Annotated in this window: 18 protein-coding genes and 1 other annotated feature; of the genes, 6 read left to right on the top strand and 12 right to left on the bottom strand. The window is 55.5% G+C overall.

Annotated elements, in window-relative coordinates:
* Positions 1-24 precede the first annotated feature (24 nt).
* Positions 25-825 (top strand): MetQ/NlpA family ABC transporter substrate-binding protein, encoded by an 801-nt coding sequence (locus KHQ26_RS01065; RefSeq protein ID WP_002909085.1) that lies wholly within the window; start codon positions 25-27, stop codon positions 823-825.
* A 36-nt stretch (positions 826-861) separates the two neighbouring features.
* Here the strand turns inward: KHQ26_RS01065 and btuC are convergent, their stop codons facing one another.
* Positions 862-1,848: a vitamin B12 ABC transporter permease BtuC gene (gene btuC, locus KHQ26_RS01060; RefSeq protein WP_004151850.1), complete on the bottom strand. Its 987-nt coding sequence runs from the start codon at positions 1,846-1,848 to the stop codon at positions 862-864.
* Between the two features lie 123 nt (positions 1,849-1,971).
* Complete coding sequence (locus KHQ26_RS01055; protein WP_020803965.1) at positions 1,972-3,405, bottom strand: membrane protein; 1,434 nt, start codon at positions 3,403-3,405, stop codon at positions 1,972-1,974.
* A gap of 280 nt (positions 3,406-3,685) precedes the next feature.
* On the opposite strand from KHQ26_RS01055, the gene KHQ26_RS01050 reads away from it, so the two are divergent.
* From KHQ26_RS01050 to KHQ26_RS01040, 3 genes are read left to right on the top strand one after another with little or no spacing between them, the layout of a single operon-like run.
* On the top strand, positions 3,686-4,600 hold the full coding sequence (locus tag KHQ26_RS01050; RefSeq protein WP_020803962.1) for a LysR family transcriptional regulator: 915 nt from the start codon (positions 3,686-3,688) through the stop codon (positions 4,598-4,600).
* Between the two features lie 37 nt (positions 4,601-4,637).
* Positions 4,638-5,903, top strand: coding sequence for a D-amino acid dehydrogenase (locus tag KHQ26_RS01045; RefSeq protein ID WP_322972112.1), 1,266 nt, complete (start codon positions 4,638-4,640; stop codon positions 5,901-5,903).
* A complete protein-coding gene (locus tag KHQ26_RS01040; protein WP_002909094.1) occupies positions 5,900-6,253 on the top strand; it encodes a RidA family protein in 354 nt (117 codons plus the stop codon). Before KHQ26_RS01045 ends, KHQ26_RS01040 begins: the two co-directional genes overlap by 4 nt.
* Positions 6,254-6,305: 52 nt before the next feature.
* Here KHQ26_RS01040 and ihfA read toward each other — a convergent pair whose 3' ends face one another.
* The 10 genes from ihfA to KHQ26_RS00990 form a co-directional block, all read right to left on the bottom strand.
* Positions 6,306-6,605: an integration host factor subunit alpha gene (ihfA, locus tag KHQ26_RS01035; protein ID WP_002909098.1), complete on the bottom strand. Its 300-nt coding sequence runs from the start codon at positions 6,603-6,605 to the stop codon at positions 6,306-6,308.
* A 4-nt stretch (positions 6,606-6,609) separates the two neighbouring features.
* Complete coding sequence (pheT, locus tag KHQ26_RS01030; RefSeq protein WP_002909101.1) at positions 6,610-8,997, bottom strand: phenylalanine--tRNA ligase subunit beta; 2,388 nt, start codon at positions 8,995-8,997, stop codon at positions 6,610-6,612.
* A gap of 15 nt (positions 8,998-9,012) precedes the next feature.
* Entirely contained in the window at positions 9,013-9,996 is a 984-nt protein-coding gene (gene pheS, locus KHQ26_RS01025) for a phenylalanine--tRNA ligase subunit alpha (protein ID WP_002909105.1), read from the bottom strand.
* A 63-nt stretch (positions 9,997-10,059) separates the two neighbouring features.
* Positions 10,060-10,184 (bottom strand) — a sequence feature (Phe leader region).
* Positions 10,135-10,179, bottom strand: a complete 45-nt coding sequence (gene pheM, locus KHQ26_RS01020) for a pheST operon leader peptide PheM (RefSeq protein ID WP_001386830.1) — start codon at positions 10,177-10,179, stop codon at positions 10,135-10,137. It overlaps the preceding feature by 45 nt.
* Before the next feature lie 118 nt (positions 10,185-10,302).
* Positions 10,303-10,659: a 50S ribosomal protein L20 gene (gene rplT / locus KHQ26_RS01015; RefSeq protein ID WP_000124850.1), complete on the bottom strand. Its 357-nt coding sequence runs from the start codon at positions 10,657-10,659 to the stop codon at positions 10,303-10,305.
* A gap of 50 nt (positions 10,660-10,709) precedes the next feature.
* A complete protein-coding gene (rpmI, locus tag KHQ26_RS01010) occupies positions 10,710-10,907 on the bottom strand; it encodes a 50S ribosomal protein L35 (RefSeq protein WP_001124225.1) in 198 nt (65 codons plus the stop codon).
* A gap of 92 nt (positions 10,908-10,999) precedes the next feature.
* Positions 11,000-11,542, bottom strand: a complete 543-nt coding sequence (gene infC / locus KHQ26_RS01005) for a translation initiation factor IF-3 (RefSeq protein ID WP_004189469.1) — start codon at positions 11,540-11,542, stop codon at positions 11,000-11,002.
* Between the two features lie 3 nt (positions 11,543-11,545).
* Entirely contained in the window at positions 11,546-13,474 is a 1,929-nt protein-coding gene (gene thrS / locus KHQ26_RS01000; protein ID WP_002910026.1) for a threonine--tRNA ligase, read from the bottom strand.
* Between the two features lie 431 nt (positions 13,475-13,905).
* Positions 13,906-14,139, bottom strand: coding sequence for a hypothetical protein (locus KHQ26_RS00995; protein ID WP_015958606.1), 234 nt, complete (start codon positions 14,137-14,139; stop codon positions 13,906-13,908).
* 271 nt (positions 14,140-14,410) lie between these two features.
* Positions 14,411-15,169, bottom strand: coding sequence for a DUF481 domain-containing protein (locus KHQ26_RS00990; RefSeq protein WP_002910030.1), 759 nt, complete (start codon positions 15,167-15,169; stop codon positions 14,411-14,413).
* 356 nt (positions 15,170-15,525) lie between these two features.
* Between KHQ26_RS00990 and pfkB the strand changes: the two genes are divergently transcribed.
* Positions 15,526-16,458: a 6-phosphofructokinase II gene (gene pfkB, locus KHQ26_RS00985; RefSeq protein WP_004145382.1), complete on the top strand. Its 933-nt coding sequence runs from the start codon at positions 15,526-15,528 to the stop codon at positions 16,456-16,458.
* A gap of 94 nt (positions 16,459-16,552) precedes the next feature.
* Complete coding sequence (gene ghoS / locus KHQ26_RS00980; protein WP_002910033.1) at positions 16,553-16,837, top strand: type V toxin-antitoxin system endoribonuclease antitoxin GhoS; 285 nt, start codon at positions 16,553-16,555, stop codon at positions 16,835-16,837.
* Positions 16,838-16,846 lie beyond the last annotated feature (9 nt).

Genomic DNA, 16,846 nt, shown 5'->3' with positions numbered 1-16,846 from the left:
TGTTAATTTAAGAGAGTTTTAGTGATGAAGAAGTTGTTTAGCCTGGCGTTAATCGCCACCTCTGTCGCCCTGCTGAGCGCCTGCTCCCCGGATGAAGATAATAAAGTAAAAGTCGCTATCAATACCGGGCCGGACGAAGCCATCTGGAAAGTGGTGGAGCAGGTGGCGAAGGATAAATACCACCTCGACGTCGAAGTGGTCTCCTTCAATGATTATGTGCTGCCCAACGAAGCGCTGAACAACAAAGATGTCGATGCCAACGCCTTCCAGACCCTGCCGTACCTTGAGGCGCAGTCGAAAGAACGCGGCTATAAATTTGCGGTGGTCGGTAAAACCTTTGTCTTCCCTATCGCCGCCTATTCTCACCGGATCAAAAATATCAGCGAACTGCCCGAAGGGGCGACGGTGACCATTTCTAATGAAACCACCACCCTGGGCCGCAGCCTGCTGCTGCTTCAGGCGCAGGGGTTACTCAAGCTGAAACCGGGCGTCGGCTATTTACCCACCACGCTGGATATCATCGACAATCCGAAACAGCTGAAAATTGTTGAAGTGGATACCCCGCAGCTGACCCGTACCCTTGACGATCCGAACGTCAGCCTGTCAATCATTAACACCAACTTCTCCGCCCAGGCGGGCCTGTCGGCCGCCCGCGACGGTCTGTTTATGGAGGGGCCGGATTCCCCATACGTGAATGCGATAGTCGCCCGCGAGGATAATAAGGACAGCAAGAAAATTCAGGAATTAAAAGCCGCCTTCCAGACCAGCGAAGTCGCGGAAAAAGCGAAGGAAGTCTACAAAGGCGACGCGATCAAAGGCTGGTAAGCCTGAACCGGCGCCGTCCCTGCCGACGGCGCCGCGCTATCCCCGCCCCCGCGAACGCAGCAGCAACCAGATAAAGACCGGCGCGCCCAGGGTCGCCGTCACCACGCCAATCGGCAGCTCTGCGGCGGAAAGCGCCAGCCGGGCAATGATATCCGCCCCCAGCAAGGCGCTTGCCCCGGCCAGCATACAGGCCGGGAGCAACACCCGGTGATCGCTCAAGCCGCATAGCCGCAGAATATGCGGGATCACCAGACCGATAAAGCCAATCGCCCCCGCCAGCGCCACGCTAACGCCGACCATCCAGCCGGTCGCCACCACCAGTAATTTGCGCCACAGCCACAGCGGCAGCCCAAGCTGACGAGCGGAGACTTCGCCCAGCGCCAGTAAATTCAGGGGTTGCGACTGCAGACAGACCCAGCAGAGCACCGGCAGGAGGGCTATCATCAGCCACAGCTGTTGCCAGTCGACGCCGCCAAACCCGCCCATCATCCAGTACATTAGCTGACGCAGGTCAAAAGAGGTGGAGAAGTAGACTGCCCAGGTCATCAGGGCGCTGCAGATGATCCCCAGCGCCACCCCCGCCAGCAGCAGACGGCTGGTAGACAGATGGCGGCGGGCAAAACGCAGCAGAATAAAAGTGATCAGCAGCGCGCCAAAGATGGCACACAGGCCGAGCGCCCAGCCGGGCAAGACTCCTTTGCCCAGCAGGACGGCGGCAATCAGCCCGACGCCCGCGCCGTTGGAGACCCCCAGCAGCCCCGGCTCCGCCAGAGGATTTTCAAACAACGCCTGCATAATCGCCCCGGAGAGCGCCAGCGCCGCCCCCACCAGCAGCACCGCCAGGGTTCGCGGCAGGCGGATCTGCCAGATAAACAGCTGACCTTTGGCGCTGAGCCACTCGCCGGGCGGGATCCATTGCTCCCCCGCGCACAGGCTGATCAGCAGGGTGACCAGCAGCAACAGCGTTAATCCGAAGAGCCAACGCCGGCTGCGGCGCTGTTGAAGATGGGCGAGAGTCAGCATAGATTCCATTACGCAGGGGGAACAAGAGGCTGATTTTACGGTGGCTGTCGCGGTGAGAAAAGGAAAACCTCGCGCCCGTTCGTCGACGCGAAGGAAAATCTCCTCCGCGTCTGCGGTCGTTCGTCACACCAGAATCTGAAACAGCAGCGCAAAGAGAATGATGTTCGCCACCACGATTGCCCAGCCGTTATAGAGCATATATTTCAGATGAGTAGACTGCGCCAGCCCCATCTGGCCGAACATATCTGATGAGGGAAACGGCCCGAACCAGTCCACCTGGGATGAGGCCAGCAGCACGGCGGTGGTCCCCTGGGGCGGCACGCCGGCGGCCATCAGCATCGGGCCAAAGATTTTATGAGTAAAGGTCATCTGGGCCACCGCCGCACCGGGCACATGGCCGATAATATTGAACGCGAAGATGCTAAAGCACAGCCAGGCCGGGGAGATCCCCTCCAGCAGCGGTTGGGTATACTCCAGCAGCCCCTGATAGGCGTGCAGGCCATCCATCAGCTCAAGGATCGGGTTGTACAGCCAGTAGAGAATAAACATCCACACCAGACGGCCGCAGCCGTGATACAGGGCCTGAAGGATCTGCGTCGGTCGCAGGCCGCCTACCAGGCCGGTCATCAGGGCCACCAGCAGCATCACGATTATCGCGAAGCTGAAGCCGGCTTTAATCACCACGCCAACGATCGCCATCACGATGATGGTCGCCGCGAAGGCCAGCGCGCTTAATTTACGCCGACGCTGCTGCGCGGCGCTGAGATCCTCTTGCGGCTTTTCCGCGAGATCGACGTCATAGCGCAGTTTGCCTTCGGTCATCTTCTGGATCCGTCCCGCCATTACCCAGCCGGCCAGCAGCGTGACCGCGCTCATCGGCAGACCAACGTACAGCAGATAGTCCGGATAGCTCAACCCACCGAGGCTGAGGATCGTCACTGTACTGGGGGTGAAAGGCCCGGTAAACAGCCCAACGGAACCGGCGGTCATCATCAGCGCGGCGACCGTTGGCGGCGTCAAGCGTACCGCTGCCGCCACCGGAATGATTACTGCCACGATAATGGCATTGCCACCGGCCATAGTGCCCAGCGAACCGCAAATTAAAATCGATGACGCCACAATGCCGAATTTCACCCGCGTCTGACTCGACAACCCGATGCGATGGACGACAAATTTTACCAGCTCAACCGCTGCGCCGGTGCGGGTGGCCACTTCCCCCACGCCGGCGCCGAGCATAATGATAAGCCCAACGGTGGCAATAAATGACCCGGTGGATTTCGCCAGCATCGTGCCCATTTCCGGCAGGCCGGTCGAGGTCATTATCATGGCGATAATAATCGAGGAGATGACCGCCAGCACAATATCAACGCCGATCAGCGATAATATCGCTAGCGCCACCAGCGGCGTAAATCCCAGCAGGCCAAGCTCACTGCCTGGTCGACCGTGGCACCACAGCGCGATCAACACGAACAGCAGCAATAACAGACCAATAAGAACGTTTTTTCGCGTGATATTTCGTCTGACAGGCGCATTGCCTGTGAGCGTTGAGTCACTCATAACACTCCTTAATGCCAATCAATCCGACCATGATGGTCAGGTGGTGTATGGGGGCCTGCTCAGAAAATATCCTCCCTCTTTTTCATTATTGATTGGCCGCGGCCTGAGGGTTTGTTTGGGTACAAAGGAAACGATTCTGAGAGCGTAATATGCCGCCATTGGGCGGGGTCTACAGCACAAGATGTAACCAATGCGCTGATTGGTGATTAAATCTATGTTAACTTAGTGTTAGTAGAAAATGACTTTTTATCGGTAGGCTATAACCCTGAGTTAACTGTTCATGAAACTGCGTCATCTGGAAATCTTCTATGCCGTCATGACCTGCGGCTCTTTATCGCGGGCGGCGGAAGCGCTCAATATCTCCCAGCCCGCGGCCAGCAAAGCGTTAAAAAGCGCCGAAATGAAGCTGGGTTTTACCCTGTTTCAGCGGGTGCGCGGCAAGCTGCTACCGACCAGCGAGGCGATCACACTTTTCGAAAAAGCGCAGAGCATTTATCAGGACCTGGACAACCTGCGCCTGCTGGCCGACAACCTGGCTCGCGATCCGCGCGCCAAGATCACTTTAGGCTGTCTGCCAAGCCTGGGGTTAAGCCTGGTGCCGGAGCTGGTGACCGACTTTTATCAGCAAAACAGCAACCTGGTGATGACGCTCACTACCGAGCACACCGAGACGCTGGTCAAAAAACTGGATTTGCGCGAGATAGATTTGGCGCTGACGCTACAGCCGGTGCAGCAGGGAGAGATCCTGACCACCCTGATTGCCGAAGTACCGCTGGTGTACATCGACCGTCATTATCGTCAGGGGGCGGTGGAGATCGACCAGATCGACCAGCAGCGCTGGATCTCGCCGGGACCGCACTCGCTCTCTGCCGCCATCGCCACCCGTCGCGACTTTTCCACCACCCGGCTAAACGTCCAGACCTACTACATGGCCACCGAGTTCGTGAAGCGCGGCATGGGCTGCAGCATCACTGATATCTTTTCCGCCCAGCACAACCTGGCCCCGGAGATGATCCATCCCATTACGCCGCCGATGGCGATTAACCTCTGTCTGTTACGCCGGGCCGACGTTTCCCTGAGCCCGATGGCGCAAAAGTTCGTCGATTTTCTCTGCCAGCGTCTGCGCCTGCAGCTCAAGGAGATTAACCTGCGGTTATACCCTGACCATAAAAAGTCAATTGCGCCGCTGGGGTAAATGCTTTGACATAACCCGATAAATTTATCAGCGGTGGATATATCGGGTTATGAACAAACGCATTGTCATTATCGGCGGCGGCGTGGTCGGTCTGGCCACGGCCTGGGAACTGATCAAGCGCGGCCATCAGGTGCAATTACTGGAGCGCAATGCCGAACCGGGCAGCGCCACCAGTTTTGCCAACGGCGGACAATTAAGTTACCGCTACGTCGCCCCCCTTGCCGACAGCGGCGTTCCTCTGCAGGGAATGAAATGGATGGGCAAAGCCGATTCGCCGCTGAATATGCGTCTCAGGATGTCTCTCCAGCAGTGGCGCTGGCTGCTGCAGTTTCTGCGCGCCTGTAATAACCAGACCAATAAAATGAATGGCGACCATATTTTACGCCTGTCGCTGCTCAGCCGTCAGGTCATGCAGGCGTGGCGGGATGAGGATAATCTTGCCGATTTCCACTGGCGGCGCAGCGGAAAATTAATTATCCATCGTCGCGAATATGATTTTAATAAAGCAGCAAAAGGGATTGATCCTCAGTATCAGCAGGCGCTGAATGCTGAAGCCTGCCTGCAGCTGGAGCCGGCGCTCAAACATATTAGTCCTTCTCTACAGGGCGGAATCTATTCGCCAGGCGATGAAACGGCAGATTGTCATCAGTTCTGCCTTGCCCTGCTCGACAAGCTCAATGCCAGCAGCGACTTTAGCCTGCTGACCCAGTGTGAGGTGCGGCGACTCAATAAGCTCGGGGGACGCATCAGCAGCCTGGAGACCAGTCAGGGGCCCCTCACCGGCGATGAGTATGTCGTCGCCGCCGGTAACGGCAGTGGTTCTCTGCTTGGGCATTTGGGGGTGCGCGTGCCGCTGTGCGGCCTGAAAGGGTACAGCCTGACCCTGCCCTATCCTGAAAAAGCAGGTATTGCCCCTGACATCAGCGTCACCGACTACGGGCACAAAATCGTTTATGCCCGCCTTGGCCAACAGCTGCGTATCGCGGCGATGGTGGACATCGGCTACGACGGCGACGAACTGCGCGAAAGCCGCATTCAGGCGCTGAAAAACATCGTCGCCCGCAGCTTTCCTGAACTGGAGGGGCTGGACGAGGCCGAAGTCTGGACCGGCATGCGCCCGTCAACGCCAGCTGGCCCGCCGATGCTGGGGCGCGCCGGATACCCCAACCTGTGGATGAACCTCGGCCAGGGTAGCCTCGGCTTTACTCTCGCCGCCGGCAGCGCGGTGGTGCTGGGCGCGTTAATCGACAATCAGATGCCAGACATTTCTTTAGAAGGTCTCACATGGAAACAAACCGCATGACAATTATTCGCAATAATCCACAACCTCGTCTTGCCGCCAGCGTTGCGTATGGCGATCTGCTGTTCCTCTCCGGGCAGACGCCAAAAAGCAATGAAGACGATATCGTTTTACAAACCCGTGAAGTACTGGAGAAGATCGACGCGCTGCTGGCCGCGGCCGGGAGCGATAAGCAGCACATTCTCTCCGCGCAGATCTGGTTGAAAAATATCGAGCGTGACTTTGCCGCATTCAATGAGGTGTGGGTGCAATGGATGCCGGAAGGCTATAGCCCGGCGCGAGCGGCCGTGCAGGCGGAGATGGCGCGACCAGAAATCCTGGTGGAGATCATGCTCACCGCCGTCAAAGCGTAAAGATTGACAGAAAAGAAAAAGGCCGCAATGCGGCCTTTTTAATTAGTTCAGATTATTTGTCTTTCGGCGACGCGTTTTCGACACGGCTTTTCAGCTTCTGACCGGGTCTGAAGGTCACCACGCGCCGGGCTGTAATGGGAATATCCTCCCCCGTCTTCGGGTTACGTCCCGGGCGTTGGTTTTTATCCCGCAAATCGAAGTTGCCGAACCCGGAGAGTTTGACCTGTTCTCCGTTTTCCAGAGCACGACGGATCTCTTCGAAAAACAACTCGACCAGTTCTTTGGCATCCCGCTTGCTAAGCCCAAGCTTATCAAACAGATATTCTGACATTTCAGCTTTTGTAAGCGCCATAGGTTCAATCCCTCAATGATGCCTGGAATCGCTCTTTTAATGCCTCTACACATCTGGCAACGGTAGCGGCAATCTCCTCTTCTTCGAGTGTACGGCTGGTATCCTGCAGGATCAGGCTAATCGCAAGGCTCTTATACCCTTCCGCCACACCCTTACCACGGTACACGTCAAATAAGTTTACGCCAACTACCTGATTTACGCCAACTTTCTTACATTCGGCTAAAACATCGGCGGCAGCCACGTTTTCCGCGACCAGCACCGCGATGTCGCGACGGTTCGCCGGGAAGCGGGAAATATCGCGCGCCTGAGGCACCACGCGGTCTGCGAGCTTGTTCCACTCCAGTTCGAACACCAGAGTGCGACCGTTCAGATCCAGTTTACGTTCCAGCTCAGGATGAACAACCCCAATGAAACCAATGCGTTCACCTTTAAGATAAATCGCTGCGGATTGTCCCGGATGCAGCGCGGTGGTCGCTTCAGCACGGAATTCGATATCCGCTAATTTTCCGGTTAAATCCAGAACGGCTTCCAGATCGCCTTTCAGATCATAGAAATCGACCGTCTCTTTCGCCAGTGTCCAGTGCTCTTCGTAGCGGTTGCCGCAGATCGCCCCGGCCAGCATCACATCCTGACGAATGCCCAGCGGCGCATTGGTGTCCGGCACAAAGCGCAGGCCGCTCTCAAAGATGCGCACCCGGCTCTGCTGACGGTTCTGGTTGTAGACCACGGTGCCCAGCAGGCCGGTCCACAGCGACAGGCGCATCGCCGACATTTCGCTGGAGATCGGGCTTGGCAGGATCAGCGCCTCTTCCCCGGCGTGGATCAGCTGCTGGACTTTCGGGTCGACGAAGCTGTAGGTGATCACTTCCTGATAGCCTTTGTCGTTCAGCAGCGTTTTCACGCGCTTCAGCGACAGGTCCGCTTCGCGGTGGGTTCCCATGATCAGACCCGCCTGCACCGGCTCGTCAGGAATGTTGTTGTAGCCGTAAACGCGAGCCACTTCTTCAACCAGATCTTCTTCGATCTCCATGTCGAAACGCCAGCTCGGCGCAACCGCCTGCCATTCGCCCTCGCCAACCGTCACTTCGCAGCCGAGGCGCTGCAGAATGTCGGTGACCTGCGCGTCAGCGATATGGTGGCCAATCAGGCGATCCAGCTTGCTGCGACGCAGCGTAATGGTGGCGCGTGTTGGTAGATTCTCTTTGCTGGTAACGTCAATGACCGGGCCGGCTTCACCGCCGCAGAGGTCGATCAGCAGACGGGTGGCACGCTCCAGCGCTTTATACTGCAGGGCCGGATCGACGCCGCGCTCATAGCGGTGAGAGGCATCGGTGTGCAGGCCATGACGGCGCGCGCGGCCGGTAATGGACAGCGGGCTGAAGAACGCGCATTCCAGCAGCACGTTTTGGGTTTCGTCGTTAACGCCGGAGTGTTCCCCGCCGAAGATCCCCCCCATCGCCAGCGCTTTGTTATGGTCTGCAATGACCAGCGTGTCGCTGTCGAGCTTTGCTTCAGAGCCATCGAGCAGGACCAGGGTTTCCCCTTCTTTCGCCATGCGCACCACGATCCCGCCTTCAATACGGTCGCGGTCAAAGGCGTGCATCGGCTGGCCCAGCTCAAGCAGCACATAGTTGGTCACGTCAACCACCGCGTCGATGGAGCGGATCCCGCAGCGGCGCAGCTTCTCTTTCATCCACAGCGGCGTCGGCGCTTTGACGTTGATACCTTTCACCACGCGCCCCAGATAGCGCGGGCAAGCCTGCGGCGCGTCAACCTGAATCGGCAGCACGTCGTCAATCGTCGCGGCAACCGGCGTGATTTCCGGCGCGTTCAGCGGCGCTTTGTTCAGGACAGCGACATCGCGCGCCACGCCAATGATGCCCAGGCAGTCGGCGCGGTTTGGCGTGACGCTGATTTCGATGGTGTTATCGTCAAGCTTGAGGTATTCGCGAATATCGGTGCCGATGGGCGCATCTGCCGGCAGCTCGATGATACCGCTATGGTCGTCGGAAATACCCAGCTCGGAGAAGGAGCACAGCATCCCCTCAGACGGCTCGCCGCGCAGCTTCGCGGCCTTAATTTTGAAATCGCCCGGCAGCACGGCGCCGATGGTGGCTACCGCGACCTTTAGCCCCTGACGGCAGTTTGGCGCGCCGCAGACGATGTCCAGCAGGCGTTCGCCGCCGACGTTGACTTTGGTGACGCGCAGTTTGTCGGCGTTCGGGTGCTGACCGCACTCCACCACTTCCCCGACTACGACGCCGTTGAAGCTGCCGGCGACCGGCTCAACGCCATCTACTTCGAGGCCCGCCATGGTGATCTGATCGGAAAGCGCTTCGCTGTCGATCGCCGGGTTAACCCATTCGCGTAACCACAGTTCACTGAATTTCATTGTTCTGTCCTGCCCTTATTTAAACTGTTTGAGGAAACGCAGATCGTTTTCGAAGAACGCGCGCAGATCGGTGACGCCATAGCGCAGCATGGTCAGACGCTCCATGCCCATGCCGAAGGCGAAGCCGGAGTAGACTTCCGGATCGATACCCACGTTACGCAGCACGTTCGGGTGCACCATCCCGCAGCCCAGCACTTCCAGCCATTTGCCGTTTTTACCCATTACGTCAACTTCCGCAGACGGTTCGGTGAACGGGAAGTAGGACGGACGGAAGCGGACCTGCAGATCTTCTTCAAAGAAGTTGTTCAGGAAGTCGTGCAGCGTCCCTTTCAGGTTGGTGAAGCTGATATTTTTATCAACGATCAGACCTTCCATCTGATGGAACATCGGGGTGTGGGTCTGATCGTAGTCGTTACGATAGACGCGGCCCGGCGCGATAATACGGATAGGCGGCTGCTGGTTTTCCATGGTGCGGATCTGCACGCCGGAGGTCTGCGTACGCAGCAGGCGAGTGGCATCGAACCAGAAAGTGTCGTGGTCAGCGCGCGCCGGATGGTGACCCGGAATATTCAGCGCATCGAAGTTGTGGTAATCGTCTTCGATTTCCGGGCCCGTCGCCACGGTAAAGCCGAGCTCACCGAAGAAACTTTCAATACGGTCGATGGTGCGAGTAACCGGATGCAGGCCGCCGTTTTCAATGCGGCGACCCGGCAGCGAGACGTCAATGGTCTCTGCGGCCAGACGCGCATTCAGCGCTGCGCCTTCCAGTTCAGCTTTACGCGCGTTCAGCGCCTGCTGCACCTGCTCTTTCGCCTCGTTGATGACCGCACCGGCTGCCGGACGCTCTTCCGGCGGCAGCTCACGCAGGGTGGTCATTTGCAGGGTCAGATGCCCTTTTTTACCCAGGTATTCCACGCGGACGTTGTCCAGCGCAGCAACATCTGATGCCTCGTTAATGGCTGCCTTGGCACTGGCAACCAGCTCTGCGAGATGTGACATGGTTTTCCTCATTATGTCGGTGCAGACACCGGTTATAGTGAAATTAATATTCCGAATCCATATACGAAAAAAGCCTCCACAGGGGAGGCTTTCTGGCGCTGTTTTCCGTTTCTTCTTTCACGCGCAAGCCCCCTGAGTTCAGGTGCTAAAGTAAAAAAAGAAGCGGAAAATAGCAGCATTCATGCTTGCATTACCTTGTCTGGTAAGAAACGTCAGAGCTGTATTGAAAAGCCTGCGCCGATAAAAGTCAATGTATTGATGGTGTTGAAACGAAAAGAGGGAGACAAGCTCCCTCTTTCAACTGGCTTATGCCAGAGCTGCTTTCGCTTTTTCGACCAGAGCGGTGAACGCTACTTTGTCGAATACAGCGATGTCAGCCAGGATCTTACGGTCGATTTCAACAGAGGCTTTTTTCAGGCCATTGATGAATTTGCTGTAAGAAATACCGTTCTGACGTGCTGCTGCGTTGATACGTGCAATCCACAGTTGACGGAACTGACGTTTACGTTGACGACGGTCACGGTAAGCGTACTGACCAGCTTTGATAACAGCCTGGAAGGCAACGCGGTATACGCGAGAACGCGCACCGTAGTAGCCTTTAGCTTGTTTCAAAATTTTCTTGTGACGTGCACGTGCAATTACACCACGTTTTACGCGAGCCATGTGTGCTCTCCTGTATCTATTCTAAGTTAAAAAAGTTAAACGTTAACGACTTATGCGTACGGCAGGCACGCGATAACCAGGCCCAGATCGCCTTTGGAAACCATGGCTTTCGGACGCAGGTGACGTTTACGCTTGGTAGCTTTTTTAGTCAGAATGTGACGCAGGTTAGCGTGCTTGTGCTTAAAACCACCTTTACCGGTTTTTTTGAAGCGCTTAGCAGCACCGCGTACGGTCTTAATTTTTGGCATTTTAATAACTTCCACTTCGCATTGTTAATAAACGAAACAAAGGCGAACAAAACCAGTGAGCCGAAGCCCACCGGAAATGTTTCTTGATGGCCTTACTGTTTCTTCTTAGGAGCGAGCACCATGATCATCTGGCGGCCTTCGATCTTCGTTGGGAAGGATTCGACTACTGCCAGTTCAACCAGATCGTCTTTCACGCGGTTAAGCACTTCCATACCGATCTGCTGGTGGGCCATCTCACGACCGCGGAAACGCAGCGTGATCTTGGCCTTATCGCCATCTTCGAGAAAGCGAATCAGGCTGCGGAGTTTTACCTGATAGTCACCTTCATCAGTACCAGGGCGGAATTTAATTTCCTTAACCTGGATAACTTTCTGCTTCTTCTTCTGTTCCTTAGAAGACTTACTCTTTTCATAAAGGAACTTGCCGTAGTCCATGATACGACAAACTGGCGGCTCGGCGTTAGGGCTGATTTCAACTAAATCTACTCCAGCCTCTTCAGCCTTTTCGATAGCTTCTCTCAGACTCACAATTCCCAGCTGCTCACCTTCCAGACCTGTTAAGCGAACTTCCTGGGCGCGAATCTCGCCATTAATACGATTCGGACGTGCCGTTTGAACTCGTTTTCCGCCTTTAATACCTTATTCCTCCAGTTGTTGAAGACTGCGGCTGCGAATCTCTTGTTGCAGCTTCTCGATCACTTCATTTACGTCCATGCTGCCGAGGTCTTTCCCGCGACGGGTGCGCACGGCCACTTTGCCGGCTTCGACTTCTTTGTCGCCACAGACCAACATATACGGGACACGACGTAAAGTGTGCTCGCGGATTTTAAAGCCAATCTTCTCATTTCTCAAGTCTGCTTTTACACGAATGCCCGCATTTTGTAGTTTACGCGTCAATTCGTTAACATATTCAGCCTGAGAATCGGTAATATTCATGACCACTACCTGCACTGGTGCAATCCAGGTTGGGAAGAAGCCTGCGAACTCTTCGGTCAGGATGCCAATGAAGCGCTCCAGAGAACCGAGAATCGCACGGTGAATCATGACCGGCACCTGACGCTCGTTGTTTTCGCCCACATAGGAGGCGCTTAAACGCTGCGGCAGAGAGAAGTCCAGCTGTACGGTACCGCACTGCCATGCACGATCGAGGCAGTCATACAGGGTAAATTCAATTTTCGGGCCGTAGAACGCCCCTTCACCCAGTTGATATTCAAATGGGATGTTATTTTCTTCCAGCGCCACCGCCAGATCCGCTTCCGCGCGATCCCAGGTCTCGTCGCTACCGATACGTTTTTCCGGGCGAGTCGACAGTTTGACGACGATCTTCTCGAAGCCAAAGGTGCTATACATATCGTAGACCATACGAATACAGGCGTTCACTTCATCGCGAACCTGATCTTCAGTACAGAAGATATGCGCATCATCCTGGGTAAAGCCGCGCACGCGCATCAGACCATGCAGCGCGCCAGACGGTTCGTTACGGTGGCAGCTACCGAATTCCGCCATACGCAGCGGCAGGTCGCGGTAGGATTTCAGCCCCTGGTTGAAGATCTGCACGTGACCCGGGCAGTTCATCGGCTTGATACAGTATTCACGGTTCTCAGAAGAGGTGGTGAACATCGCATCTTTGTAGTTGTCCCAGTGGCCGGTTTTTTCCCACAGCACACGGTCCATCATGAACGGACCTTTTACTTCCTGATACTGGTACTCTTTCAGTTTAGAACGAACAAACGTTTCCAGTTCACGGAAGATGGTCCAGCCGTCATTGTGCCAGAACACCATCCCCGGCGCCTCTTCCTGCATGTGATACAGGTCGAGCTGCTTACCGATTTTACGGTGGTCACGCTTGGCGGCTTCTTCCAGACGCTGCAGGTAGGCATTCAGCGCTTTTTTATCTGCCCACGCGGTGCCGTAGATACGCTGCAACATTTTATTGTTGCTGTCGCCGCGCCAGTAGGCTCCGGCGGTTTTCATCAGCTTAAAGTGATGGCAGAAGCGCATGTTCGGTACGTGCGGACCGCGGCACATATCGATATATTCTTCATGATGATACAGGCCAGGCTTGTCATCATGGGCAATGTTTTCATCAAGAATAGAAACTTTATAGCTTTCGCCGCGTTTCACGAAGGTTTCACGCGCTTCATGCCAGCTCACTTTCTTCTTGATAACGTCGTAGTTTTTCTCGGCGAGCTCATGCATACGTTTTTCGAGCGCGTCGATATCTTCCTGGGTCAGGGTGTGGTCGAGGTCTACGTCATAGTAGAAACCATTATCGACAACCGGACCGATAGCCATTTTGGTGTTGGGCCATAGCTGTTTGATGGCATGGCCTAACAGGTGCGCGCAGGAGTGACGAATGATCTCCAGCCCTTCTTCATCTTTCGCGGTGATGATAGAGAGAGTGGAATCGGATTCGATCGGGTCACAGGCGTCTACCAGTTCACCGTTTACCCGCCCGGCAATGGTGGCTTTCGCCAGGCCTGGACCGATATCCAGCGCGACATCCATCGGACTAACTGCGTGGTCAAAATGGCGTTGGCTGCCATCAGGAAGCGTAATTACAGGCATTTTATGTCCTTATTTGCAGTGGTGCCCCGCACGAAAGAGCACATACAAAACTATATAATCATAATTATCATCAGGTTAAGGCGCAGTTCCCGCTTCACTCTGCGAAAATAGGAGCACGACCGGAACGATCGCTCCCCCCTGCAGCCGCCTGCTGATAACACCGGGGAGTAGTTTACACATCATTGGTACGTGATTAAAGCCGCAACAGCATAAATGATGGCGGAATGCGGAGAAAACAAGAGGGCCACGGATAAAAAGCAGAATATAAGCGATGTGGCGCGGTAATATTGGCCAATGGCGCCGGACGATATTATTCGGACATGATAAAAGAGAGGTAGAGATATTACCTGCTGAATGTATACCGCGGGCCATTAAACCGGTACCACTTAACCCGGCTTATTAGACCGCTCGCGAAACGATAGCCTGCAATATTAAGACCACTCGCCGGCCATCAGCGTATGCACATTAAAGGCGTCGTTCATGGATTTTCCGGTGGTAGGGGCGCCGGGCGCAATATTCGAACCAGCCTCAACGTCAGTGGCTTTGGCGATACCTACCTGGGTATGATCCTGATGACCCGATGGCGGAACGGGCGTGGCGGCTGATGCGCCAAAAGAAAGCACGCACAGCGCCAGGGCTGCGATGGTATAACGATTGTTTTTCATGATGTTAATTCTCTTATTACGGAAATCAGACCGGGCAATGTCGCCCTCCGGTCAGTGCTTGTTAGTATAGATCCAGATCACATATTTGTCCTTCGAATATTTAGCTATTTGTGTCAAATAGAATGAATATTTGTCAGGCGCTCGTGAATAATGGAGAAAAAATGGAGGGCTATTTCCTTTTTACAAAAAGTAAAACGAACGGCCAGAAAAAATAATATCACTAATTGCTAAAACCAAAACGAACAGGCCGGGGAAAACCCGGCCTGAAATATTACATCTTATACCCGAGGGAGAGCGAGGTCCGGCGATCGGTATGCTCCGGCGCAGACGCAGGCGGCTCAGAGTTCCAGGTCACGTTGTAGGCGACCTTCAGGGCGAAATGGGCGTTAATCGCCACGTTTAACGCGCTCTCTGAGTTGACCGTGGTGTCCTCGGCGCCGAACACCGATACCCCTTGCGAAAATTTGGCGTTATCGGTCATCTGCCAGGCCCAGGTACCCGAAGCATAACCCAACGGCTGGGTATCAGTATCCCCGTCGGTATATTCGTCATAGCGAACGCCAGGACCAAATTCAAACCGCAGACTGTGCACCGGCCCGTTGAGGATCTGACGACCATAGCCCGCCGTCACAACATCGCGCTGTTGATAGCCGTTGTAGCGGTCTGTTAGCCAGCTACCCTGACCAAAGACATAGTTCATATCGGTCAGGTTGTAGCGGCTACGTCCGCCGACAGCATATTTTTCTGAGGATCGCTCATCATTGGACGACGTGTTGCTGGCGTTGCCCCACAGCGACCAGGCGGTGGTATTACCATACCAGGTCAGGGTGGAATCCGCCGTCATCGAAGAGCTCTTGGTGTTGCCGGACTGCGCCAGGTAGCCTGCGTTAACCACCCCTTCGAACGGTTTTTTGGCAGCGGAAGGGTCATCCATGACGGTAAATACAGAATCATCGGCCATTGCGCCAACAGACGCAAAAAGCCCCCCCGCCAGCATAACCGCTGCGGGTACTGTCTTTAAAAGCTTCATTATAACTCTCTAAAATACATTTTTTTAGGACAGTACAAATGATGAACAGGCATAATCTCGCCGGCTCATTGAATTTAGCGTCCGTACAACATAAAAGAGACCAGAGGGTCCCGGAAACTTTCGCGAGGATCGCGGAGTGCAGGTCCTAAGAAAGGTAGCAAATTATAAAAAAGCACGAATAACATAGCAATCACTTACTCTTTCGTTTTTTGAATAAGACAGCTCCGGAAACAATCTTTATTTCATAATGAAAATAGAGGCATCTTTGCAAAACTGTCAGGAACTGGACTTTCCCTCCCCGAGTCATCGTGCCATGCTTAAATTAACGACAGTCGCCGTATTAAGGAGGAGAAGGAATGACCAAAATTTACACGCTCACGCTGGCCCCCTCGCTGGATAGCGCCACGCAAACCCCACAGATCTACCCGGAAGGCAAACTTCGCTGCAGCGCGCCGGTATTTGAACCTGGCGGCGGCGGGATCAACGTGGCCCGCGCCGTGACCTTTCTCGGCGGCAAAGCCACCGCCATTTTCCCGGTCGGTGGCGCTACCGGCGAGCATCTTGCCGCCCTGCTGGCCGATGAGCAGGTGCCGGTCGAGACCGTCGAAACCCGCGACTGGACGCGGCAAAACCTGCACGTCCACGTGGCCGCCAGCGGCGAACAGTATCGCTTCGTTATGCCCGGCGCGGCACTGACGGACGATGAATTCCGCCGTCTGGAAGAGAAGGTTCTGACTATCGAACCCGGCTCTCTGCTGGTGGTCAGCGGCAGCCTGCCGCCAGGTATTAGCGTCGATAATCTGATGCAACTGGTGAAAAATGCGCAACAGCAGGGACTGCGCTGCATCATTGACAGTTCCGGCGATGCGCTGGCCGCCGCGCTGGACGTCGGCAATATTGAGCTGGTGAAACCGAACCAGAAAGAGCTTAGCGCCCTCGTGCAGCGCGATCTCAGCCAACCCGATGACGTGCGCCTTGCCGCTCAGTCGTTGATCCAGTCCGGTAAAGTGCGCCGGGTGGTGGTCTCCCTGGGTCCGCAGGGGGCGTTAGGCGTGGACGCCAGCGGCAGCGTTCAGGTTGTGCCGCCACCGATGAAAAGCCAGAGCACCGTCGGGGCTGGCGACAGCATGGTGGGCGCCATGACCTTGCGTCTGGCGGAAAACGCCAGCCTTGAAGACATGGTTCGCTTTGGCGTCGCCGCCGGTAGCGCCGCGACCATCAACCAGGGCACCCGCCTCTGCTCGCGGGCCAATACGCAAAAAATCTATGATTATCTCTGCGGGCGTTGATCTTCCCGGCCCCCTCCGCGCAGGCGGAGGGGAATCACAATATAAGCAGGATGGTCTATGCTGGAAAGGCCATGCATAACAACGGGGTGTAGAGATGAGCAATGAGATTACCGCCTGGGTCGTCAGCGTGACCTTCCATGAACAGGCGCTGACGGAGATCAATGAGGTAAGCAACCATTTTACCCGTGCCGGGTTTGTACTGACGCTCAATGATGAAGAGGGCACGCCCCATGAGCTGGGTACCAACACCTTCGGCCTGCTGAGCGGCCAGACGGCCGAGGAAGTTAAGGCCCTCAGCGCCGGCCTGGCGGAAGCGGCCCTTGGCCGCCCGGCGGAAATCGCTGTGGCCACATTCGCCGAGTGGTTAAAAGCTCAATAAGTGCGTTTA

The organism is Klebsiella sp. 10 (assembly GCF_018223925.1).
GTDB classification, from domain to species: Bacteria; Pseudomonadota; Gammaproteobacteria; order Enterobacterales; family Enterobacteriaceae; genus Klebsiella; species Klebsiella pneumoniae.
This window is presented reverse-complemented; position numbering and strand designations above follow the sequence as displayed.